This is a genomic window from Achromobacter sp. EG18 (assembly GCF_059759395.1).
On the sequence record NZ_CM186213.1, the window covers coordinates 5,006,672 to 5,032,585 of the forward strand.

Annotated in this window: 23 protein-coding genes; 18 read left to right on the top strand and 5 right to left on the bottom strand. The window is 68.3% G+C overall.

Annotated elements, in window-relative coordinates; all coding sequences use genetic code 11:
* Position 1: 1 nt before the first annotated feature.
* From AC6CR5_RS23045 to AC6CR5_RS23065, 5 genes are all read right to left on the bottom strand, one after another.
* A complete protein-coding gene (locus AC6CR5_RS23045) occupies positions 2-964 on the bottom strand; it encodes a Nudix family hydrolase (RefSeq protein WP_498084995.1) in 963 nt (320 codons plus the stop codon).
* Positions 957-1,823 (bottom strand): ATP-binding protein, encoded by an 867-nt coding sequence (locus tag AC6CR5_RS23050; protein WP_020925316.1) that lies wholly within the window; start codon positions 1,821-1,823, stop codon positions 957-959. Before AC6CR5_RS23050 ends, AC6CR5_RS23045 begins: the two co-directional genes overlap by 8 nt.
* A 300-nt stretch (positions 1,824-2,123) precedes the next feature.
* The gene (gene argJ, locus AC6CR5_RS23055) at positions 2,124-3,350 is read right to left on the bottom strand and encodes a bifunctional glutamate N-acetyltransferase/amino-acid acetyltransferase ArgJ (protein ID WP_498084996.1); all 1,227 of its coding nucleotides are present in this window, start codon (positions 3,348-3,350) and stop codon (positions 2,124-2,126) included.
* Between the two features lie 121 nt (positions 3,351-3,471).
* Positions 3,472-4,512, bottom strand: coding sequence for a hypothetical protein (locus tag AC6CR5_RS23060; RefSeq protein ID WP_053498939.1), 1,041 nt, complete (start codon positions 4,510-4,512; stop codon positions 3,472-3,474).
* A gap of 110 nt (positions 4,513-4,622) precedes the next feature.
* Positions 4,623-5,117: a MarR family winged helix-turn-helix transcriptional regulator gene (locus AC6CR5_RS23065; protein WP_006388545.1), complete on the bottom strand. Its 495-nt coding sequence runs from the start codon at positions 5,115-5,117 to the stop codon at positions 4,623-4,625.
* A 260-nt stretch (positions 5,118-5,377) separates the two neighbouring features.
* Here AC6CR5_RS23065 and AC6CR5_RS23070 point away from each other — a divergent pair, with 260 nt between their 5' ends.
* From AC6CR5_RS23070 to AC6CR5_RS23155, 18 genes are all read left to right on the top strand, one after another.
* Entirely contained in the window at positions 5,378-6,541 is a 1,164-nt protein-coding gene (locus AC6CR5_RS23070) for an ABC transporter substrate-binding protein (protein ID WP_006388546.1), read from the top strand.
* Between the two features lie 152 nt (positions 6,542-6,693).
* Positions 6,694-7,614, top strand: coding sequence for a branched-chain amino acid ABC transporter permease (locus tag AC6CR5_RS23075; protein ID WP_006388547.1), 921 nt, complete (start codon positions 6,694-6,696; stop codon positions 7,612-7,614).
* On the top strand, positions 7,614-8,585 hold the full coding sequence (locus AC6CR5_RS23080; RefSeq protein ID WP_006388548.1) for a branched-chain amino acid ABC transporter permease: 972 nt from the start codon (positions 7,614-7,616) through the stop codon (positions 8,583-8,585). Before AC6CR5_RS23075 ends, AC6CR5_RS23080 begins: the two co-directional genes overlap by 1 nt.
* Entirely contained in the window at positions 8,582-9,382 is an 801-nt protein-coding gene (locus AC6CR5_RS23085) for an ABC transporter ATP-binding protein (protein WP_058665353.1), read from the top strand. Before AC6CR5_RS23080 ends, AC6CR5_RS23085 begins: the two co-directional genes overlap by 4 nt.
* A complete protein-coding gene (locus tag AC6CR5_RS23090) occupies positions 9,382-10,086 on the top strand; it encodes an ABC transporter ATP-binding protein (RefSeq protein WP_006388550.1) in 705 nt (234 codons plus the stop codon). Before AC6CR5_RS23085 ends, AC6CR5_RS23090 begins: the two co-directional genes overlap by 1 nt.
* A gap of 217 nt (positions 10,087-10,303) precedes the next feature.
* On the top strand, positions 10,304-12,298 hold the full coding sequence (siaA, locus tag AC6CR5_RS23095; protein WP_200903989.1) for a biofilm regulation protein phosphatase SiaA: 1,995 nt from the start codon (positions 10,304-10,306) through the stop codon (positions 12,296-12,298).
* Positions 12,299-12,321: 23 nt separating this feature from the next.
* Complete coding sequence (gene siaB / locus AC6CR5_RS23100; RefSeq protein WP_006388552.1) at positions 12,322-12,861, top strand: biofilm regulation protein kinase SiaB; 540 nt, start codon at positions 12,322-12,324, stop codon at positions 12,859-12,861.
* Positions 12,862-12,899: 38 nt separating this feature from the next.
* Complete coding sequence (gene siaC, locus AC6CR5_RS23105) at positions 12,900-13,277, top strand: biofilm regulation phosphoprotein SiaC (protein ID WP_006388553.1); 378 nt, start codon at positions 12,900-12,902, stop codon at positions 13,275-13,277.
* Positions 13,274-14,071 carry a biofilm regulation diguanylate cyclase SiaD gene (gene siaD, locus AC6CR5_RS23110; RefSeq protein ID WP_006388554.1) on the top strand — a complete coding sequence of 266 codons (798 nt, stop codon included), beginning with the start codon at positions 13,274-13,276 and terminating at the stop codon, positions 14,069-14,071. Before siaC ends, siaD begins: the two co-directional genes overlap by 4 nt.
* A gap of 39 nt (positions 14,072-14,110) precedes the next feature.
* A complete protein-coding gene (locus AC6CR5_RS23115) occupies positions 14,111-16,240 on the top strand; it encodes a sensor domain-containing protein (RefSeq protein ID WP_498084997.1) in 2,130 nt (709 codons plus the stop codon).
* The gene (locus AC6CR5_RS23120; protein ID WP_498084998.1) at positions 16,171-16,725 is read left to right on the top strand and encodes an EAL domain-containing protein; all 555 of its coding nucleotides are present in this window, start codon (positions 16,171-16,173) and stop codon (positions 16,723-16,725) included. Before AC6CR5_RS23115 ends, AC6CR5_RS23120 begins: the two co-directional genes overlap by 70 nt.
* A gap of 1,142 nt (positions 16,726-17,867) precedes the next feature.
* Entirely contained in the window at positions 17,868-20,219 is a 2,352-nt protein-coding gene (locus AC6CR5_RS23125; protein ID WP_006388556.1) for a bifunctional salicylyl-CoA 5-hydroxylase/oxidoreductase, read from the top strand.
* Positions 20,216-21,007, top strand: coding sequence for an SDR family NAD(P)-dependent oxidoreductase (locus AC6CR5_RS23130; protein ID WP_020925307.1), 792 nt, complete (start codon positions 20,216-20,218; stop codon positions 21,005-21,007). The genes AC6CR5_RS23125 and AC6CR5_RS23130 overlap by 4 nt, the downstream gene beginning before the upstream one ends.
* A gap of 38 nt (positions 21,008-21,045) precedes the next feature.
* Entirely contained in the window at positions 21,046-21,903 is an 858-nt protein-coding gene (locus AC6CR5_RS23135) for an enoyl-CoA hydratase family protein (protein WP_020925306.1), read from the top strand.
* 2 nt (positions 21,904-21,905) lie between these two features.
* The gene (locus tag AC6CR5_RS23140; protein ID WP_173001502.1) at positions 21,906-23,075 is read left to right on the top strand and encodes an acyl-CoA dehydrogenase family protein; all 1,170 of its coding nucleotides are present in this window, start codon (positions 21,906-21,908) and stop codon (positions 23,073-23,075) included.
* 60 nt (positions 23,076-23,135) lie between these two features.
* Entirely contained in the window at positions 23,136-24,776 is a 1,641-nt protein-coding gene (locus AC6CR5_RS23145) for an AMP-binding protein (protein ID WP_006388560.1), read from the top strand.
* A 20-nt stretch (positions 24,777-24,796) separates the two neighbouring features.
* Positions 24,797-25,222, top strand: a complete 426-nt coding sequence (locus AC6CR5_RS23150) for an acyl-CoA thioesterase (protein ID WP_020925303.1) — start codon at positions 24,797-24,799, stop codon at positions 25,220-25,222.
* Positions 25,223-25,274: 52 nt separating this feature from the next.
* Positions 25,275-25,679 carry a RidA family protein gene (locus tag AC6CR5_RS23155; protein ID WP_006388562.1) on the top strand — a complete coding sequence of 135 codons (405 nt, stop codon included), beginning with the start codon at positions 25,275-25,277 and terminating at the stop codon, positions 25,677-25,679.
* The last annotated feature ends 235 nt before the right edge of the window (positions 25,680-25,914 follow it).

Genomic DNA, 25,914 nt, shown 5'->3' on the forward strand with positions numbered 1-25,914 from the left:
GTCAGATCAGGCCGCGAATGCTGGCGATGCCGTGCGCGCCGTGGCGCAGGGCCTGCGAGACGGTCTGAGTGGATTGCCCGCCGAGCGCGAAGACCGGGATGCCGGCGTCGCGGTTGCCGGCGACGAAGCCGTCCCAGCCCAGCGTCGGCGCGCCGGGGTGAGAGGGCGTGTCCAGCACCGGGCCGAGCACGGCGAAGTCCGCGCCCAGCTCGCGCGCATGCACCACCTGGGCGTTGTCGTGCGCCGAGACGCCGACCAGGGCGCCTGCCCGCAATTCGGGGCGCGAGGTCAGCCTTGCGGCGTCGGCGCTGCGCAGGTGCACGCCGTCGGCCTCGCGCCACCAGGCGGCTGGATGGGCGCTGTTGACCAGCACGCGGGCGCCGTCGGCACGGCAGCGCTTGACGATCTGCTGCAGCGCCTCGTGCAGCGAGGCCGAGGCCGGGCCGTCGGGCCACTGCGGTTCACGCAGTTGCACCAGCCTGACGCCGCGCGCCAGCGCCGCGTCCAGCCGGCCCAGGAACGCCGACAGGCCGGCGCGCGAGCCGATCGAACTGATGCCATAGGCGGTCGGCAGCTGCAGCCAGCGCAGCGGCGGCAGGGTGGCGGGCAGCAGGTCGCCGACGGACGCGGCGTTGGCCGGGTCGACCCATTCCAGGCGCTGGTTCTCCAGGCTGCGCGGCTCGCCTTCCCAGCCGGTGACGTGGCAGAACGCCAGGCGCACCGTGGTGTGCGGGTAGGCGTGTACGTAGGTCACCCACGGGCGAGATTGCGTCACGCGGATGCCGATCTCTTCCTGCAGCTCGCGCGCCAGCGCCTGCAGCACGGTCTCGCCGGGTTCGAGCTTGCCGCCGGGCAGCTCCCACCAGCCCGACCAGGGCTTGCCTTCGGGGCGTTGCCCCAGCAACAGCATGCCGTCCGGACGCAGGATCAGGCCGGCGGCGACATCGATGATTTTGTCAGACATGGCGGGCAGCCCAGTCACGGGCGAATTGATAGGCGACGCGTCCCGAGCGCGAACCGCGCTCGATGGTCCATTGCAGCGCCTCGGTGCGGGACGGTTCGATCTGGTCTTCCGGGCAGCCCAGTTCGCGCAGCCAGTGGTAGACGATGTCGAGGTAGTCGTCCTGCTTGAAGGGATAGAACGACAGCCACAGGCCGAAGCGCTCGGACAGCGAGATCTTCTCCTCGACGGTTTCGCCGGGGTGGATCTCGCCGTCGGGCTGGTGCTTGGCCTGCAGGTTCTCGCTCATGTATTCCGGCATCAGGTGGCGCCGGTTGGAGGTGGCGTAGATCAGCACGTTGTCGCCCGAGGCGGCCACCGAGCCGTCCAGCACGGACTTGAGCGCCTTGTAGCCGGCCTCGCCTTCCTCGAACGACAGGTCGTCGCAGAACACGATGAAGCGCTCGGGGCGCGCGGCCACCAGTTCGACGATGTCGGCCAGGTCGCCCAGGTCGGACTTGTCGACCTCGATCAGGCGCAGGCCGCGGTCGCCGTAGGCCGCCAGCATGGCCTTGACCAGCGAGCTCTTGCCGGTGCCGCGGGCGCCGGTCATGAGCACGTTGTTGGCGGGCTTCTTCTCGATGAACTGCACGGTGTTGCGGTCGATGATGCCCTTCTGGCGCTCGATGTGCTGCAGGTCTTCGAGTTCGATGCGGGCCACGTGGCGCACGGCGTCGAGCCAGCCGCGCGAACCGCGCTTGCGCCAGCGGAACGCGTGGGCGTTCCAGTCGATGTCGGGAGGAGCGGGCGGGAGCCAGGCTTCGAGCTGGGCCAGGACGCGCTCGGCGCGCTGGATGAGGGTGGTGAATTCGGTCGCGGTCACGGTGTGATCCTGGAAGAGCGAACGGGCGGGCCCGGCACCGGGCCCGCGTCGCATTCGCGGGCATCGTCGGAAGAAGAGGGCGCGTATCCCGCCGCAAGGCGTCGTGGGGACGCGCGCCGCTCAACGGTTGTCACCTGCCGGGGACCGCGGTGGTGCCACGGATTCCCCGGGGGCAGTGACCGGCGATGGGTAAGGCGCAGCCACTGGATTTCATTGCTGCCGCCATCCCGCGAGGCCCGGCGCGCAACTGAACGCCGTCGCTTCGCGCCCGGGGTCAGCCGGGCGGATGGCGGGTCTTGATCAGGAACGGTAGTCGGCGTTGATCGACACGTACTCGTGCGAGAAGTCGCAGGTGTAGACGGTGTCGCTGACCTGGCCGCGGCCCAGCGCGATGCGCACGGTGATCTCGGCCTGCTTCATCACGCGCTGGCCATCGGCCTCCTGGTAGGCCGGGTTGCGGCCGCCGTCCTTGGCCACCAGCACGTCGTCGAGCCACAGGCGGATCTTCGACACGTCCAGGTCGTCGATGCCGGCATAGCCCACGGCGGCCAGGATGCGGCCCAGGTTGGGGTCCGAGGCGAAGAAGGCGGTCTTGACCAGCGGCGAATGGGCCACGGCGTAGGCCACCTTGAGGGCTTCCTCGGTGTTGCCGGCCTCTTCCACGCGGATGGTCATGAACTTGGTGGCGCCTTCGGCGTCGCGCACGATCTTCTGCGCCAGTTCCAGCGCGGCGGCGGTCAGGGCCTCGCGCACGGCGGCGTAGGCGGCGTCGGATTCGGCATTGACCTCGACGCCCGACTTGCCGGTGGCGACGATGATGAACGAGTCATTGGTGGAGGTGTCGCCGTCCACGGTGATGCGGTTGAACGAGGCGTCGGCGATCTCGACCGCCAGCTTGCGCAAGAGCGGCTGGGCGATGCCGGCGTCGGTGGCCAGGAAGCTCAGCATGGTCGCCATGTTGGGGCGGATCATGCCGGCGCCCTTGCTGATGCCGGTGAAGGTGACGGTCTTGCCGCCGATCTGGACGCGGCGCGACGAGATCTTGGGCAGCGTGTCGGTGGTCATGATGCCGTGCGCGGCGCTGGACCAATGGTCGGCGCCCAGGTTGGCGATGGCGCCCGGCAGGCCGGCGAACAGGCGGTCCAGCGGCAGCGGCTCCAGGATCACGCCGGTCGAGAACGGCAGCACCTGGGCGGCGGGCACGCCCAGCAGGCGGCCGAGTTCGGCGCAGGTGTCCTGGGCCTTCTTCAGGCCCTCGGCGCCGGTGCCGGCGTTGGCGTTGCCGGTGTTGATGACCAGCGCGCGGGTCGGGCCGCCGTCGGCCAGGTGGGCCTGGCAGACCTGCACGGGGGCGGCGCAGAAGCGGTTGCGGGTGAACACGCCGGCCACGCTGCTGCCTTCGGCCAGGCGGAATACGGTCAGGTCGCGTCGGTTGGCTTTGCGGATGCCGGCCTCGGTGACGCCGATTTCAACGCCGGCAACAGGGAAAATTTCGGACTCGGAGGGGATCTGCAGGTTAACGGCCATGACTTCGTCTCATGAATGAGCAGGACGGAATCGCCGCCAGGGCAAGGCGGCGCGCGGGGGAAAGCTTCGTATTATCCCACTGCTTTGCGACAGCCGGCCGCGGCCGCCCGAAAGCCGGCTGTCAGGGGGCGGTGCGCATGGCGGCCACGTCCAGCACGCCGGCCTCGCGGTTGGACAGGATGGCGCGCACGCGGCCGTCCGGCGCCTGCAGCACCGACATGCCGGCCGCGATTTCCTTGCCGTCGGCCTGGCGCGCCGAGCGCCCGCGCGAGGGCGAGAACAGCAGGTCGCCGGGCTGCACGCCGGGCACCCGCGGGCCGGCCGTCAGCATGCGGGTGCCGGTGGGGTAGGTGATGCCGCCCAGCGCGCTTTCGCGGCCCAGCAGGCCCTCGAACGCCAGCAGGCGGCGCTGGGCATCCAGCGTCATGTCGACTTTCAATAGCGGCATGCCGGCCACCGTCAGCGGTTCGCTGCCCTCGGCGCGCAGCAGCCAGCGGGGCGCGGGGCTGGCGGGATCGGGGGCGCTGCCGCGCGCCGCCTCGTCGACCTTGAGCCAGGCGCCGGGCGGAACCGGCTGCTGGTTCAAGCTGTTGCCGATGGCCAGGTGGCAGCTGGAAAAGCGCGGCTGGCCGCCCTGCATGACGAATTCGACCCGGTGGCCGTGGGCGCAGAGCCAGCCGTCCAGGGCCTGGTCGCGGTCGATCTCGACGGACAGGCTCTCGGGCTGGCGGCTGGTGGCCGGGTAATGGAACAGGCGGGTGGCGCGCACGCCCTGCACGGTCGCCGGCTGGCCGTCCGGGAAGGTGGCGCGGTCGAACGAGGCCGGGTCGCCGGGCGTGGCCAGCCGCAGCGCCGTGCCGGTCGGCATGTCGACGCCGGCCAGCCGGGTGGGCTGGGCCAGCACCAGGTTCAGGCTGGCGCCCAGGCGCGCGTCGCGCTGGGCGGCCAGCCACTGGCCCAGTTGCTGGTAGGGAAAGATGCCGCCGACCAGGGCCAGCAGCGCCATCAGGATCGTGCCGCCGCGGCGATGGTCGCCCAGCCAGAGGCGGGCGCCGCGGCTGGTGGCCAGGACGGCCAGCCAGGTCAGCAGCGTGGACAGGCAGGCCAGCGAGACCGCCATCAGCACGTAATAATTACCGCCAGGGAGAGATACCGGAATCATGGCGGCAATTATGCGCCAAAGCGTTGCCGTTTTTTGAGGCTGGCGCCGCGTCCGGGCGACGCTGGTGCGCCGTCGGTCGGCGGGCGGCGCCGGGCGCGGCTCGGACCCGCTCAGTCCTTGGCGTTGGCCGAGCGGGTGGCGATGACCTGCAGCTTCAGTTCGCCAAGCGCCTGGAACAGGGCGTTGCGGCTGCCTTCGGGCAGTTCGCCGAACATGGACTTGACCCACGACTCGTGCGCCCGGGCCATCCTGGCGAAGCTCTTCCTGCCCTGCGGCGTCAGCTTGATGAGCGAACTGCGGCGATCGGACTCGACCTTGGTGCGCACCACCAGGCCTTCTTTTTCGAGTTGGTCGGTGATACCGGTAATATTGCCGTTGGTGACCATCATGTGGCGCGACAATTCGCCCATCTTCATGCCCTTGGGGGCGCGCTGCAATTGCGCCATCAGGTCGAAACGGGGCAGGGTGGTGTCGAATTCGTTGCGCAGCCGGCTGCGGATCTCGCCTTCGATGAGATTGGCGCAGGTCAGCATGCGCAGCCACAGGCGCAGCGCGTGGTGATCGTCGGGGGCGGCGCGGGATTCCAGGTCGGGGGCGTCTGTCATGGTCGGGAGGTTACCGGGAATGCGTGGAGAGGTCTGTATTCGTGAGTCACTGGTAAAAACCCTAGACTTGTTTTGCCGGATACTTTAAACCTAAACTATGAACCACGCCAGTTCTCCCCTTGCCGTACCACGGGATCGGCTGCTGCGGGCGCCGGTCTGACGCGCCGCCTGAACGGGCCGGCAGGCCGGGCATAGAAGTCCTTCGAATCGCAATCCCAGAAAAACACCCTCTGCGCGGCTCGCGCACGGAGCACACCACCATGCGTTTCATCACTTCCCTCGTTGCCGCCGCCGCGTTGGTTCCGGCACTGGCGCACGCCGATCCGGTCAAGGTCGGCATCGCGAATGACATTTCCGGCCCGTTCTCGGCCCTGGGCGCCGAAGCCCGCGACGGCTTCAACCTGGCCATCAAGCAACTGGGCAGCAAGCTGGGCGGCCAGCCCGCCGAATTCCTGCAGACCGACATGGGCGGCAACCCGGACCAGGCGCGCCAATTGGTCACGCGCTACATCCAGCGCGACAAGGTCGATTTCTTCACCGGCCCGATCGGCTCGAACGTGGCGCTGGCCGTCGGCCCCGCGCTGTTCGCCGCCAAGGTGCCGTACCTGTCCAACAACCCGGGCCCCAGCCAGTTCGCCGGCGCCCAGTGCAACAACTACTGGTTCGGTTCGTCCTACCAGAACGACGCCTTCCACGAAGCCGCCGGCAAGGTCGCGGCCGACCGCGGCTTCAAGAAGATGTTCATCATGGCCCCGGACTACCCGGCCGGCAAGGACGCGCTGGCCGGCTTCAAGCGCGGCTACAAGACCGCCCCGGGCGACGAGGTCTACACCAAGCTGGGCCAGATCGACTACGCCGCCGAAATCGCCCAGATCCGCGCCGCCAAGCCGGACGCGGTCTACATCTTCCTGCCGGGCGGCATGGGCATCAACTTCGTCAAGCAGTTCGTGTCGGCCGGCCTGTCGCAGAGCGTCAAGCTGATCGGCCCGGGCTTCTCGGCCGACGAGGACGTGATCCAGGCCGTGGGCGAGCCGATGCTGGGCATGTACAACACGGCGCAGTGGGCGCATGACCTGGACGTGCCGCAGAACAAGGCGTTCGTCGAGGCCTTCCGCAAGGAATACAACGGCCGCTACCCGTCGGTGTACGCCGCCCAGGCGTATGACGTCATCATGGCCATGGACGCCGCCGTCAAGCAGGCCGGCGGCAAGGCCTCCGACCGCGACGCCATCGTCAAGGCGCTGGCCAAGGCCGACTACCCCTCGGTGCGCGGCAGCTACACCTACGGCAAGAACCACTACCCGATCCAGGCCTACTACCTGCGCGTGGTCGACAAGGACGCCAGCGGCCGCATCACCAACAAGCTGGTCGGCAAGGTGTTCGACAAGTACCAGGACGTCTACGTCGGCGACTGCAAACTATAAAAGGCGGCGGGACGCGTAAAGCGTCGCGGCTACACGATGTAGCCCGACCCCGCGGGGTCGCGCGGATCCGGCTTCGGCGGTCCGTCGCGACGCCCCTTGAGGGGCAAGCGCGCAGCGCTGCTGGGGCGGGTCTACAGCAGAGGGGATTTTTCATGACGTTCACGCTCATCGTCGAGCAATTGCTGAACGGTCTGCAGTTTGGGTTGATGTTGTTTCTGATCGCGGCCGGGCTGACCCTGGTGTTCGGCATCATGGACATCATGAATCTGGCGCACGGCTCGCTCTATATGGCAGGCGCCTATGTCGCCGCCGAAACCATGCAGCGCACGGGGTCCTTCACCGCCGCCGTGTTGGTGGCCGCCGTCGCCACCGGCCTGGTCGGGGTGGCGCTGGAACTGACGCTGATCCGCCGCCTGGCGCTGCGCGACCACCTGGCGCAGGTGCTGGGCACCTACGCCGTCATCCTCATCGCCAATGACCTGGTCAAGATGATCTGGGGCCCGGCCCCGGTCATGCTGAACATGCCGGCGCTGCTGTCCGGGCCGGTGCGCCTGCTGCCCGACCTGCTGTATCCGGCCTACCGCCTGATGATCATCGTCTTCGGCGTGGCCTCGGCCGTCGGGCTGTACTGGTTCGTGACGCGCACCCGCGCCGGCGTGCTGGTGCGTGCCGGCGCCTCGAACCGGCAGATGGCCACCCTGATGGGCGTGCGCGTGCCGCTGCTGTTCCTGGGCGTGTTCGTGCTGGGCGCCATGCTGGCGGCCGTGGCCGGCGCGCTGCTGGGCCCGATCACCTCGGTGCAGGTCGGCATGGGCGAGGAAATCCTGATCCTGGTGCTGGTGTGCATCGTCATCGGCGGCATCGGCTCGATCCGCGGCGCCTTCGTCGGCGCGCTGCTGGTGGGCATGGTCGATACCGCCGGGCGCGCTTTCCTGCCGATGCTGCTGCGCCAGGTGTTCTCGCCCGCGGTCGCTTCCAGCGTCGGCCCGACGCTGGCGGCCATCGCCATCTACGTGCTGATGGCGGCGGTCCTGGTGTTCCGGCCTTCCGGCCTGTTTCCGGCGCGAGGCTGATGATGCGGACTGCTTCGATCCTCTGGACCCTGGCCCTGCTGGCCGCGCTGGCGCTGTTCCCGCTGGTGGCGCCGGCGCTTGGCCTGGATTTCTATATCTCCTTCGTGCGGCGCGTGCTGATCTACGCGCTGGCCGCCACCAGCCTGAACCTGATCCTGGGCTACGGCGGCATGGTGGCGCTGGGCCACGCGGCCTTCTTCGGCGCCGGCGCCTATGCGGTCGGCATCCTGGCGATGTCGGGCGTGACCTCGGCGCTGGTGTCGTGGCCGGTGGCGATGCTGCTGGCGGCGCTGCTGGCCTTCATCACGGGCGCGATCTCGCTGCGCACCCGTGGCGTGTACTTCATCATGATCACGCTGGCGTTCGCGCAGATGCTGTTCTACATCTTCATCTCGCTGCGCCAGTACGGCGGCGAGGACGGCCTGAACCTGCCGGGCTACTCGTCGCTGCCGGGCATCGACCTGGCCAACGACGTGGCGTTCTACTACCTGGTGCTGGTGATCTTCGCCGTGATGATGTGGCTGTTCGGGCGGGTGACGCTGTCGCGCTTCGGCACCGCGCTGCAGGGCATCCGTGAAAACGAGTCGCGCATGGAATCCATGGGCTATCCGGTCTACCGCATCAAGCTCACGGCCTTCACGCTCAGCGGCGCGGTGGCCGGGCTGGCCGGCGCGCTGCTGGCCAACCACAACCTGTTCATCTCGCCCAGCCTGATGCACTGGACCCAGTCGGCCAACCTGCTGATCATGGTGCTGGTGGGCGGCATCGGCCTGCGCTACGGCGGCGTGGCCGGCGCGGTGGTGATGCTGGTGCTGGAGGAAGTGCTGCGCCAGTGGACCGAATACTGGCACCTGCCGCTGGGCGTGCTGCTGCTGTGCGTGGTGTTCGGCGCGCCGCGCGGCCTGGTGGGCCTGCTCGGCCCGCTGTTCGGCGGTCGCGCCGCCACGCAAACCGGCAAGGCGGGATCATGAACCAGACGCATACTCCCACGCAGGCGCCCGCCCTGCAGGCCAGCAACCTGGTGCGCCGCTTCGGCGCGCTGGTGGCCACCGACAACGTCTCGATTTCGTTGAACCCGGGCGAGATCCACGCCCTGATCGGCCCCAATGGCGCCGGCAAGTCGACCCTGATCCACCTGCTGTCCGGCACGCTGGCGGCCGATTCCGGTTCGCTGGCCGTGGACGGCCGCGACGTCACCGCCATGAACGCGCACCAGCGCGTGGCGGCGGGCCTGTCGCGCTCGTACCAGATCACCAACATCTTCAAGCAGTCCAGCGTGCTGGACAACCTGGTGCTGGCGGTGCAGGCCCATGCCGGCAGCAGTTTCCGCTTCTGGAAGCCGCGCGCCGCCGAGTCGGCCCTGTACGAGCAGGCCCGCGAACTGGCGCGCGAATGCGCCATCGACGCCAGCCTGCTGGGCCGCGCCGCCGGCACCCTGCCGCACGGCGAACAGCGCAAGGTGGAGTTCGCGCTGGCCCTGGCCGCGCGGCCGCGCGTGCTGCTGCTGGACGAACCCATGGCCGGCATGGGGCCCGACGAGACCCTGCGCCTGACCGACCTGATCGAATCCCTGCGCGGCCGCGCCGCCATGCTGCTGGTCGAGCACGACATGCAGGCGGTGTTCCGGCTGGCCGACCGCATCTCGGTGCTGGTCTACGGCCGTGTGATCGCCACCGGCACGCCGGACGAGATCCGCGCCAACCCGGACGTGCGCCAGGCCTATCTGGGTGACGACGAGACGGCGCCCGCGCGCCAGGAGACTGCCTGATGCTCAGCATTGAATCGGCCCAGAGCGGCTACGGCGCCAGCCAGGTGTTGTTCGGCGTGGACCTGCAGATCGGCGCGGGCCAGGTGGTGACGCTGCTGGGCCGCAACGGCATGGGCAAGACCACGCTGTTGCGCACGCTGTTCGGCCAGCTGCCGCTGCGCGGTGGCAGGATCCATTTCGCCGACCAGGACATCAGCGGCTGGAGCCCGGACCGCATCGCCCGCACCGGCATGGCCATCGTGCCCGAGGGGCGCCAGTGCTTTCCCAACCTGACGGTGCGCGAGCACCTGACGGCCTTCGTGGCCGCGCGCAATCCCGCCATCGGCGAGCCGTGGACGCCCGAGCGCGTGTTCGAACTGTTCCCGCGACTGGGCGAGCGCGCCCGCAACATGGGCAACCAGCTCTCGGGCGGCGAGCAGCAGATGCTGGCCATCGGCCGCGCGCTGGTCACCAACCCGCGCCTCTTGATCCTGGACGAGGCCACCGAGGGCCTGGCGCCCAAGATCCGCGAAGAGATCTGGAACTGCCTGGCGCGCTTGCGCCAGGCCGGCCAGACCATCCTGGTGATCGACAAGTACGTCGAGCGCCTGTTGAGCCTGGCCGACCGCCACGTCATCCTGGAACGCGGCAAGGTGGTCTGGACGGGCGACTCCGCGGCGCTCGATGCCGACCGCGGCCTGTGGGAACGCTACCTGGGCGTGTAGCGCGAAAGCCGCAAATGCGGCGCGGGCCGCGGTGTTTCTTTCGATATAAAACGCAATAAACGCGAGGTTTGTCCGGATCGGCAGTAAATAGGCTGACCTTTGGCAAATCCGCGTGTTTACGCCTGTTTCCATTCATCCCGTGGTTCTCTACACTTAGCGCGCCGTGCGTACCGCGTGGATGCGTCACGTCTTAACAAGCTGTCAGGGAAGACTTCGCATGGCGAAATGGGGTTTGCGCAAAAAATCATTGATGGCGCTGTTGCTGGCCTGCCTGGTCGCGCTGGCGCCGGCCGCGCTGATCGGCTGGCAGGTGCTGGACGGTGTGCGCGATCACTTCGGCCGCGCCTTCGCCGACAACTTCACGCAGCTGAACCGCCAGCGCATCCTGGCCCCGGTGTCGCGCGAGCTGGCGCTGTCGCAGCGGCTGGCCGACAGCGAGGTCACGCGCCGCTGGCTGCGCAATGAAAGCGACCCGGCCGCGCGCGAACTGTTCTTCCGCGAGGCCGACGGCTACCGCCGCGACTTGCTGGGCCGGGCCTATTTCATCGCCAGCGCCGCCACCGGCCATTACTACTTCAACGACGACCAGCCGCTGTCGGAAGCGCCGCGCTACACGCTCAGCCGCCAGGCGGCCGACGACGGCTGGTTCTACAACTCGCTCAAGGCGGGCGCGCGCTACAACATCAACGTCAATCCGGACCTCAAGCTCAAGACCACGCGGGTCTGGATCAACGTACAGGTGCGCGACGGCGACAAGGTCATCGGCCTGACCGGCGCGGGCCTGGACGTGGGCGGCTTCCTGCGCGACTTCGTCAACAGCGGCCAGCCCGGCGTGACACCCATCATTGTCGACGAGGATGGCGCGATCCAGGCGCACATGGATCCGACGCTGATCGCCTACAACTCGGGCGCCAGCGGCACGCAAGGGGCCAGCGGCCACGGCATGGTGTTCAACCTGCTCGACCCCGGCAGCGGCCGCGACGAACTGCGCTCGGCATTGCATGCGGCCCAGGCCGACCCGCAATCGGTGCAGTCGGCCTGGGTCTCGATCGACGGCGTGCGCCAGCTGGTGTCGGTGGCCTACATGCCCGAGCTGCACTGGCACGTGCTGACGGTGGTCGACCTGGGCGCGGCCCGGGTGCTGGACACCGATTGGCTGTGGCCGGCCGCCATCGGCCTGGTGCTGCTGTTCGCGGCCCTGCTGCTGTGCTTCGGCTATGCCATCGAGCGCCTGATGCTGCGGCCGCTGCGCCGCCTGCAGCAATCGGCCCGCGCCATCGCCAACGGCAGCTACGACGTGCGCCTGCCGCCGGGCGGACAGGACGAGATCGGCGACCTGAGCCGCGCCTTCGGCGTCATGGCCGACAAGGTGCGCCAGCACACCGCCGAGCTCGAGAGCAAGGTGCGCGAGCGCACCTCCGAGCTGGAGGACGCCAACCGCGCCATGGCCGCCGCGCACAAGAAGATCGGCGATTCCATCGACTACGCCAGCCTGATCCAGCGCGCCATCCTGCCCGACCGCCAGCTGACGCAGTCGCTCGGCGCCCACCACTTCGTGCTGTGGAAGCCGCGCGACGTGGTCGGCGGCGATTTCTACGTGTTCCGCTCGGACGGCGCCAACTGCCTGCTGGGCATCATGGACTGCGCCGGCCACGGCGTGCCGGGCGCGCTGATGACCATGCTGGCGCGCGCCGCCATCGACCTAGCGATCACCGAGGCCGGCCCGGCCGATCCGGCCGGCATCCTGACGCGCACCGACAGCGCCATCCGCGCCATGTTGGCCGACGCCCAGCTGCCGCGGGCGCTGGCCACCAACACGGACGCGGGGCTGGTATATATTGACCGCCAATCCGGCAGCTTGCGGTATGCCGGCGCCAAGATCAGCCTGTACGCCAGCGACGGCGAGACCCTGCGCGAAGTGCCCGGGGGCAAGCGCGCGCTGGGCGACAAGCGGATCGGGACTTACCAGAACATCGAATTGCGCATGGAGCCGGGTTGGACCTATTACCTGGCGACCGACGGCTTCCTGGACCAGGCCGGCGGCGAGCATGGCTTCGGCTTCGGCAACACGCGTTTCGCCGAAATGCTCAAGAGACACGCGCGGCAGCCGTTAACCGACCAGGCGGCGGCCTTTACCGAGGCCCTGGCCCGGTACCAGGGCGAGATGCCGCAGCGCGACGACATTACCTTGCTGTCTTTCCGTTTCGAATAATCGTTATCAGGGCGGTAACTCCCATGAATGCCTCCGATCTCTACGCATTGGGCGAGCGGTTCGACCAGAATCGCACGCTGTTGTGCTTCAACGGGCCGATCTCCCGCAGCCTGATCGAGGAAATCGGCAATGCGCTGAAGAACTACCTGAACGCCGAGCATGCGCGGCCGGCCGAAGCCATGGACGTGTTCTCGGTGTATATCGAGATGATCCAGAACATCCGCCAGTACGCCGCGCAGAACGGCGACGCCGACGCCGCCGCCACCGTGGTCATCGGCCGCCGCGACGAGAGCCGCTACGTGGTCTCCGCCGGCAACCTGGTCAAGGCCGAGGACGGCCACAACCTGGTGGCCCGCATCCAGCAGCTGGCCGCGCTGGACAAGGCCGCCCTGAAGGCCGAATACAAGGCCCAGCTGCACAAGCCGCGCACGCCCGGCGTGGCCTCGGGCGCGGGGCTGGGCCTGATCGATATCGCCCGCCGCGCCGGCGCGCCGCTGGAAGCCAGCCTGACGCCCGCGGCGGGCGAGGGCCGGGCCTTCTTCAGCCTGAGCGTCGTGATCTGACCGCGCCCGCGAGCCATAGACCCTTTTCGGAGTTATTGATGAAAGACCTGAACATTCCCGGGACCCAGTCCACGCCCGCCATCACCGCCGACGCCGCCGCCGGCGTGCTGGCGATGCGCGGCGACTCCTACCCGGAGAATTCCTTCGAACTGTTCGGCCCCGTCATCGAGTGGGTGGAAGCCTACCTGCTCAACGGCACGGCGCCGCTCAACCTGGAACTGGAGTTGCTGTACCTGAACACCAGCAGCATCAAGTCCGTGATGGACATCTTCGACCTGCTGGAAGCCGCCCACGCCAAGGGCCGCGGCGTCAGCGTGACCTGGTTCTACGACATGCGCAACGAGCGCGTCGGCGAGCTGGCCGAGGAATTCAAGGAAGACTGCACCTTCCCATTCTCGGTCGTCGGCCGCCAATGAAGCCCGGCAACGCCGAGCTGGACGAACGCATCGCCGCCTTGCTGGCGGATCCTGCCTACGCCGGGCATCCGTTGCGCGAGGCCTTGCAGGACCTGTGGCGCCACACCGCCGAGCAGATGTCGCGGATCGAACGCATCACGCACCTGTCGGACGCCTACCAGTCCATGGCGCACCAGCGCGAAATGGGGCTGTGCGAGCAGTTCGACCGCCAGCTGCGGCGACTGGCGCGGATTGCGCGCATCTCCGACCACTACCAGAACATGATGCGCGACCTGAACGCGACGCTGGAAGAAACGTCGCGCCGCGATCCGCTGACCGGATTGCTGAACCGCCGCGCCCTGATGGAGCTGATCAAGCAGGAAGTGCAGCGCGCGGCCCGCGGCGGCCAGGCTTTCGTGGTCGCCATGCTCGACGTCGACCACTTCAAGGCGGTCAACGACCGCTACGGCCACGAAGTCGGCGACCGCGCCCTGGTCGAGCTGGCCGGCGCGATGCGCCACAGCGTGCGTGAATACGACCTGTGCGGCCGTTGGGGCGGCGAGGAATTCCTGGTGCTGCTGCCGGCCACGCCGCCGGAAACGGCGCAGGGCGTGATGGACCGGCTGGTCGGCGCGGTGCGCGCCCTGGCCATCGATGTCGGCGCCGACGTGCTGCGCCTGACGGTCAGCATCGGCATGGCCTATCACCAGCTCGGAGAAACCTTTTCAGAAACGCTCAGCCGGGCGGACCAGGCCTTGTACCTGGCCAAGCAGGACGGACGCGACCGCGTCGCACTTGGATTCCCCCGGCGCTGAATGAACCCGGAGCCGCTGTCTTCCGGTATGGAGCCCCTTATGCTTGATTCTCATCCAGGCGGTTCGAGCGTGGCCCCGCAGGGCGCCGCGTGGCAGGTGGGCAACTATCTGGCGACGATGGACCGGGCACTGCTGCTGTTCGACTTCGATGCCGCCGGCTCCCTCCTGAACGCGAACGACAACTTCCTGGCCGCGCTCGACTATTCCCGCGCCGATGTGGCCGGATTGCGCCACGACCTGCTGTGCGACAGCATGGACGAAGGCAAGGGCATCGCCAGCGCCGAGCAGATCTGGGCGCGGCTGCGTCGTGGCGAGTTCTTCTCGGGCACCTGCCGCTATCGCAAGCGCAGCGGGACCTCGGTGTGGATCGAGGCCACCTATCTGCCGATGCGCGACGAAAGCGGCGAGGTCCGCCGCATCGCGGTCATCTCGCGCAAGTCCATCGCCGACGCCGAGCGCCAGGAGGAAATCCGCCTGCTGCTGCTGGGCATCAACGAAACCGGCAACGCCGTGGCCGTGTCGGGCCGCGATGGCCGCATTGTCTACGTCAACGACGGCTTCCAACGCATGCTGGGCTTCTCGCGCGCCGACGCGCTGGCGCAGGAGCTGGGCGAACTGCTGGCCGGCGGCCGGCCCGACGGCGGCACGCGCGAGGAACTGGACCGCCGCATCGCCTGCCGCGAGGGCTATCACAAGGACGTGCTGGTGTATGACCGGGGCGGCAAGCCGCTATGGGTGTCGGTCATGGCCAATTCCGTGTTCGACGAACGCGGATCGCTGGTCAACATCGTCGACGTGTTGACCGACATCACGCCCACCAAGGTGCACGAGGTGCTGCAACGGCGGGTGCTGCAGGCCATGGTCAACGAGGCCTCGGTGGTGGAAGTGATGAACATGGTCTGTCGCGAGGTCGAGCGCCTGGCGCCCGAGGTCGCGGCCACGGTGCTGCGGGTCGACGAGGCCGGCAAGCTGCGCCCGCTGGCCGCGCCCAGCATGCCGCCCGCCTACGCCGACGCCCTGGACGGCGAGGCCATCGGGCCGCAGGCGGGCGCCTGCGGCACGTCGGCCTTCCTGGGGCGCCCGGTGATCGTGCCCGACATCGCCACCGACCCGCTGTGGGACAACTACCGCCACTTGCCGCTGCCGGAGGACATCAAGGCCTGCTGGTCCTCGCCGATCAAGTCGAGCGACGGTCGCGTGATCGGCACGTTCGGCTTCTACTTCCGCGAACGCCGCCTGCCGGACGATTTCCATCATCGCCTGGTCGACGTATGCGTGTACCTGTGCGCGCTGGCGCTGGAGCGCGAAGAGGCCCGCGCCCGCATCCGCCAGCTGGCGTTCTACGACGAACTGACCGGCCTGCCCAACCGCAACCTGCTGCTGGCCCAGGCCGAACAGGCCATCGCCCGCGCCGAGCCCGAGCGCAAGCGCGTGGCGGTGCTGTTCCTGGACCTGGACCGCTTCAAGCAGGTCAACGACACGCTCGGCCATCCCATCGGCGACGCGCTGCTGCGCGACATCGCCCAGCGCCTGCGCCGCCTGGCGCGCGCCACGGATATTGTCGGCCGCCTGTCGGGCGACGAGTTCGTGATGCTGATGCCCGATTTCGAGCATGGCCGCCTGACGGCCGCGGCCGAGCATATCCTGGTGTCGCTGTCGCACCCGTTCGTGGCGGGCGGCGTCACGCTCAACCCGTCGGTGAGCATCGGCATCAGCGTGTTCCCGGAGAACGGCCGCGACATGGACACGCTACTGCGCCACGCCGACATGGCGATGTACCAGGCCAAGACAGCCGGGCGCAACCGCATTTCGTTCTTCAGCGCCGAGATGAACCGGCAGGCCCAGGAACGCCTGGCACTGGAAGCGGCGTTGCGCGATGCGCTGGAGGGCCGCGCGTTGCGGCTGCACTACCAGCCGCAGGTGGGGCTGAAGAATGGCAGCCTGTATGGCGTGGAGGCGCTGGCCCGATGGCGCCATCCGACGCTGGGCGATATCTCGCCGGCCCGGTTCGTGCCGCTGGCCGAGGAGTGCGGGCTGATCGGCGACCTGGGCGACTGGGCGGTGCGCGAGGCCTGCTCGGCGACCTGGGCGACTGGGCGGTGCGCGAGGCCTGCTCGCAGCTGTCGATCTGGCGCAACAACGGGCTGCGGGTGCCGTCGGTGTCGGTGAACCTGTCGGCGACCAATTTCCACAACCTGAACCTGCCGCGGATGATCGCGGCGACGCTGGCCGAGTTCGGACTGGCGGCGTCGGACCTGATGCTGGAGATCACCGAGGGCGTGGTGCTCGACGCCACGGCGGGCACGCTGCGCACGATCGCGGAGCTGCACCGCCTGGGGGTGCGGCTGTCGATGGACGATTTCGGCACGGGCTATTCCAGCCTGGGGCATTTGCGGCGCTTGATCGTGGACGAACTGAAGCTGGACCGCAGTTTCGTCCAGGGGCTGGAGAGCGATGACGCGGCCCGGGCGCTGACGAGCGCGGTGATCCGGATCGGGGAGAGCCTCAGCCTGCCGGTGGTGGCAGAGGGGATCGAGAATGAGGAGCAGCGGCGCTTCCTGATCGAGCAGGGGTGCGCGGCGGGGCAGGGGTTTCTGTTTTCGCCGCCGTTGCCGGCGGGGGATCTTGAGGAGTGGCTGCGGGCTAGGGGGTGAGCGGTTTGCTTTTTTTCGCGGGGGGTTCTTAAGGCGCGCGTGTCGGGGTCGGTGGGGGATGGCGGGGCTACGATTGCGGTCCGGAGCGTTCGCTCCGGACTGCCCCGGGCTCAACCTCGTCCGCCTTCGGCTCCCTACGGTTTCCGCCGGGCGCATCTACACGCCCCGCCATCCCCCACCGACCCCGCCACGCGCTCGCGATGAGACGTAATGACGGTCTCTGGGGCGAGCGGTGTGCTTGGCGTTTTGGCGCACATCGGGGCTGGAGAGGAGGGTCTTGCGGGGCCCGCCGCAAGCCGGCCGCGCGGGCGGCCTTTTGCGGCTTACGCGATGTCTTGCGTCGGGGTGATGGCGCTCTCGCGTGTGGGGACGGCTGAACCGTTTGCTATTGATAGTCTGTTGGCATCCCGACGGCTTGTGGTCGGCGGGAGGACGCGTCATGCGTAACATGCCGCCGAGTCAGCACGAGCAGCCTGGCGGCGTGGGCACATCGCAATCATGCGCCAATGAAACACCGCCCGCACCACGCCTGTTTGTGGTCGGCGCGAGAGGTCGTCCCGCGCAAAATGCTTGACGCCGCGCCGACCACCACCGCCCCTCCCCCTGACGTGCGGAATCATTAGAAAACCGCCCACCGCCAGCGCGCAGCGCACCCGCCACACTTTCAAATGCACAGACGCCCATCGTGGCCGCCCGCGCGGCCGCGATGGGCAGCCCCGCAGATTCCATTCCCCGCACACAGGTCTAGCAGCGCGACAAGCCTAGACGCACGTAGCCCCTCGGGCGGGCGGACCCGGTGGCGGGCAACCTCGATGCGCCCGAGGGAATCCGAAGGCAGCCGCCGGCAGGCGGCAACGAGGATGACGAAGGGGAAGTCCGGAGCGAACGCTCCGGACCGCAATCGTGGGCGCCCGCCATCGGGTCCGCCCGACCGAGGGGCGACCTACGAAGATCAACCGACGCCAACCCCCACTGCCAATCCCCTCAGCACCCCAAACCCGTCCCCAAAATCCCCCCCCACGTTTCCCCCATTTGCGATCCTCCCATTCCAGGTATATATTTCAAGCCTAAACTATCAAGGCCTAAAAATAGCAGCGACCCGCCCCAAGCTTCCGGGCCGCACTTCTTGGAGCGTTACGGCAATGAAAATCGTATGCATTGGTGGTGGTCCCGCCGGCCTTTACTTCGGCCTGCTCATGAAGCTGCAAGACCCGGCCAACGAAGTCACCGTGATCGAGCGCAACCGGCCCTACGACACCTTTGGCTGGGGCGTGGTGTTCTCGGATGCCACCATGCAGAACCTGCGCGAAGCCGATCCGGTTTCCGCCCAGACCATCGGTGACGCCTTCAACCACTGGGACGACATCGACATCCACTTCAAGGGTCGCAGCATCCGCAGCGGCGGCCATGGCTTCATCGGCATCGGCCGCAAGAAGCTGCTCAACATCCTGCAGGCGCGCTGCGAAGACGTTGGCGTCAAACTGGTGTTCGAGAACTTCGTCCAGGACGACCAGGCCATCGCCCGCGAATACGACGCCGACCTCGTCATCGCCTCCGATGGCATCAACAGCCAGGTCCGCACCCGCTACGCCGACACCTTCCATCCCGATATCGACCAGCGCCGCTGCCGCTTCGTCTGGCTCGGCACCAAGAAGGTGTTCGATGCCTTCACCTTCGCCTTCGTGCAGACCGAGCACGGCTGGTTCCAGGCGCACGCCTACCGCTACGAAGACGGCATGTCGACCTTCATCGTCGAAACGCCCGAGGAAACCTGGCAGGCCGCCGGCATCGAGCAGATGAGCCAGGAAGAAGGCATCGCCTACTGCGAAAAACTGTTTGCGCCCTGGCTCGACGGCAATCCCCTGGTCAGCAACGCCTCGCATCTGCGCGGCTCGGCCATCTGGATCCGCTTCCCGCGCGTCATCTGCAACACCTGGGTCCACTGGAACCAGCTGGAAACCCGCCGCGGCAAGCGCGCCGTGCCGGTGGTGCTGATGGGCGACGCGGCGCACACCGCGCACTTCTCCATCGGTTCGGGCACCAAGCTGGCGCTGGAAGACGCCATCGAACTGGCGCGCTGCCTGAGCGGCGCCGAAGGCAGCGTCGAGCGCGGCCTGAAGCATTACGAGGAAGTGCGCAGCGTCGAAGTGTTGAAGATCCAGAACGCCGCCCGCAACTCCACCGAGTGGTTCGAGAACGTGGCGCGCTACGCCGAACTCGAACCCGAACAATTCGCCTATTCGCTGCTGACCCGTTCGCAGCGCATCTCGCACGAAAACCTGCGGCTGCGCGATCCGGCCTGGCTGGAAGGCTTCGAGCGCTGGATCGCCGAGCATGCCGGCGCCCAGGCGCCGGCCGGCCAGCGGCCGCCACTGCCCATGCTGACGCCGTACCAGGCGCGCGGCGTCAAGCTCAAGAACCGCATCCTGGTGTCGCCGATGGCCATGTATTCCTGCACCGACGGCGTGCCGGGCGACTTCCACCTGGTGCACCTGGGCGCCCGCGCCATGGGCGGCGCCGGGCTGGTGATGGTGGAAATGACCTGCGTCTCGCCCGACGGCCGCATCACCCCGGGATGCCCGGGCCTGTGGAACGACGAGCAGCAGCAGGCATTCGCCCGCATCGTCGGCTTCGTCCACGGCAACAGCGACGCCCGCATCGGCGTGCAGTTGGGCCATGCCGGCCGCAAGGGCTCGACGCAGTTGGGCTGGCAGAAGATCGACCATCCGCTCGCCGAAGGCAACTGGCCGCTGCTGTCGGCCTCGGCCCTGCCGTACATCGAAGGCGTGTCGCAGACGCCGCGCGCCATGACGCGCGCCGACATGGACGACGTGCGCGACAACTTCGTGGCCGCCGCGCGCCGCGCCCAGGCCGCCGGCTTCGACTGGCTCGAACTGCATTGCGCCCACGGCTATCTGCTGTCCAGCTTCATCTCGCCGCTGACCAACCGGCGCGACGACGAATACGGCGGCAGCCTGGAAAACCGCCTGCGCTTCCCGCTGGAAGTGTTCCGCGCGGTGCGCGCCGTGTGGCCCGAGGACAAGCCGATGTCGGTGCGGATCTCGGCCAGCGACTGGGTCGAGGGCGGCATCACGCCCGATGACGCCGTCGAGATCGCGCGTCACTTCAAGGCCGCTGGCGCCGACATGATCGACTGCTCGTCGGGCCAGGTCAGCAAGGAAGAAAAGCCGGTCTACGGTCGCATGTTCCAGACGCCGTTCGCCGACCGCGTGCGCAACGAGGCCGGCATCCCCACCATCGCGGTGGGCGCCATCTTCGAGGCCGACCACGCCAACGGCATCATCGCCTCGGGCCGCGCCGACCTCTGCGCGCTGGCCCGTCCCCATCTGGCCGACGCCTCCTGGACGCTGCGCGAATCGGCCCGCGTGGGCTATCGTGACGTGAGCTGGCCGAGCCAGTACTTCGCCGGCAAGCGCCAGCTGGAAACCAATTTCGAACGCGCCGCCGCCATGGCGCAACTGGACATCAAATGAGCACGTCCTCCCTTCCCTTGGCCGGACGCCACGCGCTGGTGACGGGCGGCGCCCGCGGCATCGGCCTGGCCAGCGCCCGCGCGCTGCTGGCGCGCGGCGCCCGCGTCACGCTGCTGGGCCGCGACGGCGGCGCGCTGGAGGCGGCCGTCGACAGTCTGGCCAGCCTGGGCCAGGTGCAGGCGGTCAGCGCCGACATCGCCGACGAGGCCTCGGTGCGCCAGGCCTTTGTCCAGGCCGAGGCCGAACTGGGTCCGGTGCTGGTGCTGGTCAATAACGCCGGCCAGGCCGTCAGCCAGCGCTTCGACCGCACCGACGCGGCGCTGTGGCAGTCGATGCTGGCAGTCAACCTGACTGGCACCTTCCACTGCATCCAGGCGGCCTTGCCCGGCATGCTGGCCGCCAAGTGGGGCCGCGTCATCAACGTGGCCAGCACCGCCGGCCTGATCGGCTACGCCTACGTCAGCGCCTACTGCGCGGCCAAGCACGGCGTGATCGGCCTGACCCGCTCGCTGGCGCTGGAGACGGCGCAGAAGGGCGTCACTGTCAACGCCGTCTGCCCCGGCTATACCGAGACCGACATCGTGCGCGGCGCGGTCGCCAATATCGTCGAGAAGACCGGCATGACGCCGGAAGCCGCCCGCGCCAAGCTGGCCGAGCGCAACCCGCAGGGCCGCCTGGTGCAGCCCGACGAAGTGGCCGAGACGGTCGCCTGGCTGGCGCTGCCGGCCTCGTCGTCCATCAACGGCCAGGCCATCGCCGTCGACGGCGGCGAAGTGATGACCGGCTGAGCCGCCGCCCACCCCTACGATTCCAGAACGGAGACACCATGAGCACGCAGCCCGAAGAGCACACCATGAAGCACCACAAGCGCCCGCTGGCCGGCTACCAGGCCCGGACGTTCCTGTGGCAGGTGTCGGCCGACGGCAAGGTCGCCACCATCACGCTCAACCGGCCCGAGCGCAAGAATCCGCTGACCTTCGATTCCTACGCCGAGCTGCGCGACCTGTTCCGCGCGCTGGTGTACGCGACCGACATCAAGGTAGTGGTGGTGACGGGCGCCGGCGGCAACTTCTGCTCCGGCGGCGACGTGCATGAAATCATCGGGCCGCTGACCAAGATGAGCATGCCCGAGCTGCTGGACTTCACCCGCATGACGGGCGACCTGGTCAAGGCCATGCGCGCCTGCCCGCAGCCGATCGTGGCGGCGGTGGACGGCGTCTGCGCCGGCGCCGGCGCGATGGTGGCGCTGGCCTCCGACATGCGCCTGGGCACGCCGGCCGCGCGCACCGCCTTCCTGTTCACGCGGGTGGGCCTGGCGGGCGCCGACATGGGCGCCTGCACGCTGCTGCCGCGCATGATCGGCCAGGGTCGCGCCTCCGAACTGCTGTACACCGGCCGCGCCATGACGGCCGAGGAAGGCGCCAGCTGGGGCTTCTTCAACGCCCTGCACGAGTCCGACGCGCTGATGGAGGCCGCCGCCAAACTGGCCGCGCAGTTGGCCGCGGGCCCCACCTTCGCCCACGGCGTGACCAAGAAACTGCTGCACCAGGAATGGAACATGGGCGTGGACGAGGCCATCGAGGCCGAAGCCGAGGCCCAGGCCATCTGCATGCAGACGCGCGATTTCCATCGCGCCTACGAGGCCTTCGTGGCCAAACAGAAGCCGGTCTTCGAGGGGAACTGATGATGCGCGACGCAAGCTGGCTGGACTGGCCCTTTTTCGACGACGCCCACCGCAAGCTGGCGCATGAGGTCGACGGCTGGTGCGAAAGCGCCCTGGGAGACGTCGACCACCACGACGCCGATGCGGCCTGCCGCAAGCTGGTCAAGGCCATGGGCCAGGCCGGCTGGCTGCGTTACGCGGTCGCGGGCGGCCCCGGCGGCGCCTGGGGCGGCGCGCTGCCCGAGGTCGATTCGCGTTCGGTCTGCATCCTGCGCGAGACCTTCGCGCGCCACGAGGGCCTGGCCGACTTCGCCTTCGCCATGCAGGGCCTGGGCAGCGGCGCGATCTCGCTGATGGGTTCGGACGCGCTGCGCCAGCGCTACCTGCCGCGCGTGGCCCGCGGCGAGGCGATCGCCGCCTTCGCGCTGTCGGAGCCGGATGCCGGCTCGGACGTGGCCGCGCTGGCCTGCGAGGCCCGGCTGGAGGGCGATCACTACGTGCTCAACGGCGCCAAGACCTGGATTTCCAATGGCGGCATCGCCGACTTCTATTGCGTGTTCGCCCGCACCGGCGAGGCGCCGGGCGCGCGCGGCATCAGCGCCTTCGTGGTGGATGCCGACACCCCGGGCTTCGAGATCTCGGAGCGCATCGAACTGATCGCGCCGCACCCGCTGGCCACCATCACCTTCGACCACTGCCGCATCCCGGTGTCGCAGCGGCTGGGCGAGGCGGGGCAGGGCTTCAAGCTGGCGATGATGACGCTGGACATCTTCCGCGCCTCGGTGGCGGCCGCCGCGCTGGGCTTTGCGCGCCGCGCGCTGGACGAAGGCCTGGCGCGCGCCAGGTCGCGCCGCATGTTCGGCCAGACCCTGGCCGACCTGCAACTGACGCAGGCGGCGCTGGGCGACATGGCCACGGCCATCGATGCCTCGGCGCTGCTGACGTATCGCGCCGCGTGGATGCGCGACGTGCAGAAACAACGCACCACGCGCGAAGCGGCCATGGCCAAGATGACGGCCACCGAATCGGCGCAGGGCGTGATCGACCGCGCGCTGCAGATGTTCGGCGGCGCGGGCGTGGTGTCGGGGATGCCGGTGGAGAAGCTTTACAGGGAAATCAGAGCGCTGCGTATCTACGAAGGCGCCACCGAAGTGCAGAAGTTGATCATCGCCCGGGAACTGCTGAAGGCCTGAAGAAACCATCGAGTTTCCGCTTTCGGCAGTCAACTACACCGCATCAGCAAGGGGAATTTCATGGAAGTATCCGCCCACATCGACACTTTCGCCCGGGACAATCTGCCCCCGGGCGAACAATGGCCCGAGTTCCTGCTGGACGGCCCCGACGTGGCCTATCCCAAGCGCTTCAATTGCGCGGTGGAGCTGGTGGACGCCATGGTCGGCCGTGGCCACGGCGAGCGCGTCGCGCTGCGCTGGGCGCAGGACGGCAAGCCGGCCACCATGACCTATCGCGAGCTGGCCGCGCTGACCAACCGCATTGCCCGCGTGCTGGTCGAGGACATGAAGCTGGTGCCGGGCAACCGCCTGCTGCTGCGCGGCCCCAACAATCCGATGATGGCCGCTTCGTGGCTGGCCGCCATCAAGGCCGGTCTGGTGACGGTGCCGACCATGCCGCTGCTGCGTGCCAAGGAGCTCAAGCAGATCATCGACAAGGCGCAGGTCCAGGCGGTGCTGTGCGACGTGCGCCTGAAGGACGAGGCGCAGTTCTGCGCCCAGCCGGACCACGAACACCATTGTCCGGGGCTGGCGCAGATCGTGTATTTCAACGACACGGCGCCCGAGGCGCTGGACACGCTGGCAGCGGGCAAGCCGGATGAGTTCACGGCCTGCGATACCGCCGCCGATGACGTCTGCCTGATCGCCTTCACCAGCGGCACCACCGGCGCGCCCAAGGGCTGCATGCATTTCCATCGCGATGTGCTGGCGATGTGCGACCTGTTTCCCAAGCATGTCATCAAGCCGGGTCCGGATGACATTTTCTGCGGCACGCCGCCGCTGGCGTTCACCTTCGGCCTGGGCGGCCTGCTGTGCTTTCCGCTGCGGGTCGGCGCCAGCACCGTGCTGGCCGAGCGCCTGACGCCGGAAAGCCTGCTGCAGCTGATTCAGGACTTTCGCGCCACCATCGTCTTCACCGCTCCGACTTTCTACCGCCAGATGGCGGCGCTGGTGGGCAAGTTCGACCTGTCCTCGCTCAAGAAGAGCGTGTCGGCCGGCGAGGCCCTGCCCGACGCGACGCGCCAGTTGTGGAAGGAGGCCAGCGGCATCGAGATGATCGACGGCATCGGCGGCACCGAGATGATCCACGTGTTCGTGTCCAGCCCGCCCGAGTCGGTGCGCCGCGGCGCCATCGGCCGCGTGGTGCCCGGTTATATCGCGCAGATCGTGGACGACGACATGAACCCGGTGCCCAATGGCACGGTGGGGCGCCTGGCGATCAAGGGGCCGACCGGCTGCCGCTACCTGGCCGACGAGCGCCAGCGGCGTTTCGTGCAGAAGGGTTGGAACCTGCCGGGCGATACGTTCGTGCAGGACGATGACGGCTATCTGTTCTACCAGGCGCGCAACGACGACATGATTGTCTCGGCCGGCTACAACATCGCCGGGCCGGAGGTCGAGGACGCGCTGCTGCGCCACGAGGCGGTGGCCGAATGCGGCGTGGTGGGCGCGCCCGACGACGAGCGCGGCCAGCTGGTCAAGGCGTTCGTGGTGCTCAAGCCCGGCTTCGAGCCGAGCGAGGCGCTGGTGGCGGCGCTGCAGCAGTTCGTCAAGGCCAACATCGCGCCCTACAAGTATCCCCGTGCCATCGAGTTCGTCTCCGCGCTGCCGCGCACCGAGACGGGCAAGCTGCAGCGTTTCGCGCTGCGCAAGATGGCCTGATTCCGAATCAAGGAAATTCCATGGCAGCTCCGTTCGTCAGCCAGGTTGAAGTCCGCTTCCGTCATTGCGATCCGGCGGGCATCGTTTTCTACCCGCGCTATTTCGAGATGATCAATGATTTTGTCGAGGAGTGGTTCGACAAGGGCATGGGCTTGCCATTCCACGCGCTGCACGTGGAGCGCCATATCGGCACGCCGATGGCGTCGGTGACGTGCGATTTCAGCGCGCCGAGCCGCTGGCACGAGAAGCTGCGGCAGACGCTGCAGGTGCAGCGCATCGGCGGCGCGTCGTTCAAGGCGCTGGTTCGGTTCGAGGGGCCGGACGGGCAGTTGCGGCTGTCGGCGACGCTGACGATTGTGACGGTGGATCTGCGCACGATGAAGTCGATGCCGCTGCCGGCGGATCTGCGCGAGCGCATGCAGGATTATCTGGTTGCCGCCGAGTGAGTTCGGCGGGGGCCGCCCTGGTGTTTGTTTTTTGAAAATAGGATGAGACGTTATGAAGATTCTGCAACCGCCGGATTGGATGGCGCCGCGGGGCTATTCGAATGGGATCCTGACCGAGATGACGGTGGGGAGCAAGCTGGTGTTCGTGGGCGGGCAGGTGGGCTGGAACGGGCAGCAGCAGTTCGAGTCGGATGATCTGGCCGATCAGGTGCGGCAGACGTTGGCCAACATCGTGGCGATTCTCGCCGAGGGCGGGGCCAGGCCGGAGCATATCGTGCGCATGACGTGGTATGTGACGGACAAGGATGCGTATGTGGCGGCTTATCCGGAGATCGGGAAGCACTATCGTGAATTGATCGGGAGGCATTTTCCGGCGATGACGGCGGTGGAGGTGGCGGATCTGGTGGAGGATCGGGCCAAGGTGGAGATTGAAGTTACGGCGGTGGTGCCGGCTTGATGGTGGGCCGGCCTTGACGTGTTGATGCGCGTCGAGGGGGGTTCTTGAGCCGCGGGTGAGGGGGCAGGCGGGGGGATGGCGGGGCTACGATTGCGGTCCGGAGCCTTCGCTCCGGACTGCCCCTTCGTCATCCTCGTCCTCGCCTTTGGCGACTCCTTCGGATTCCCTCGGGCGCATCTACACGCCCCGCCATCCCCCCGCCTGCCCCCTCACCCGCTCACGATAAGAATTAATG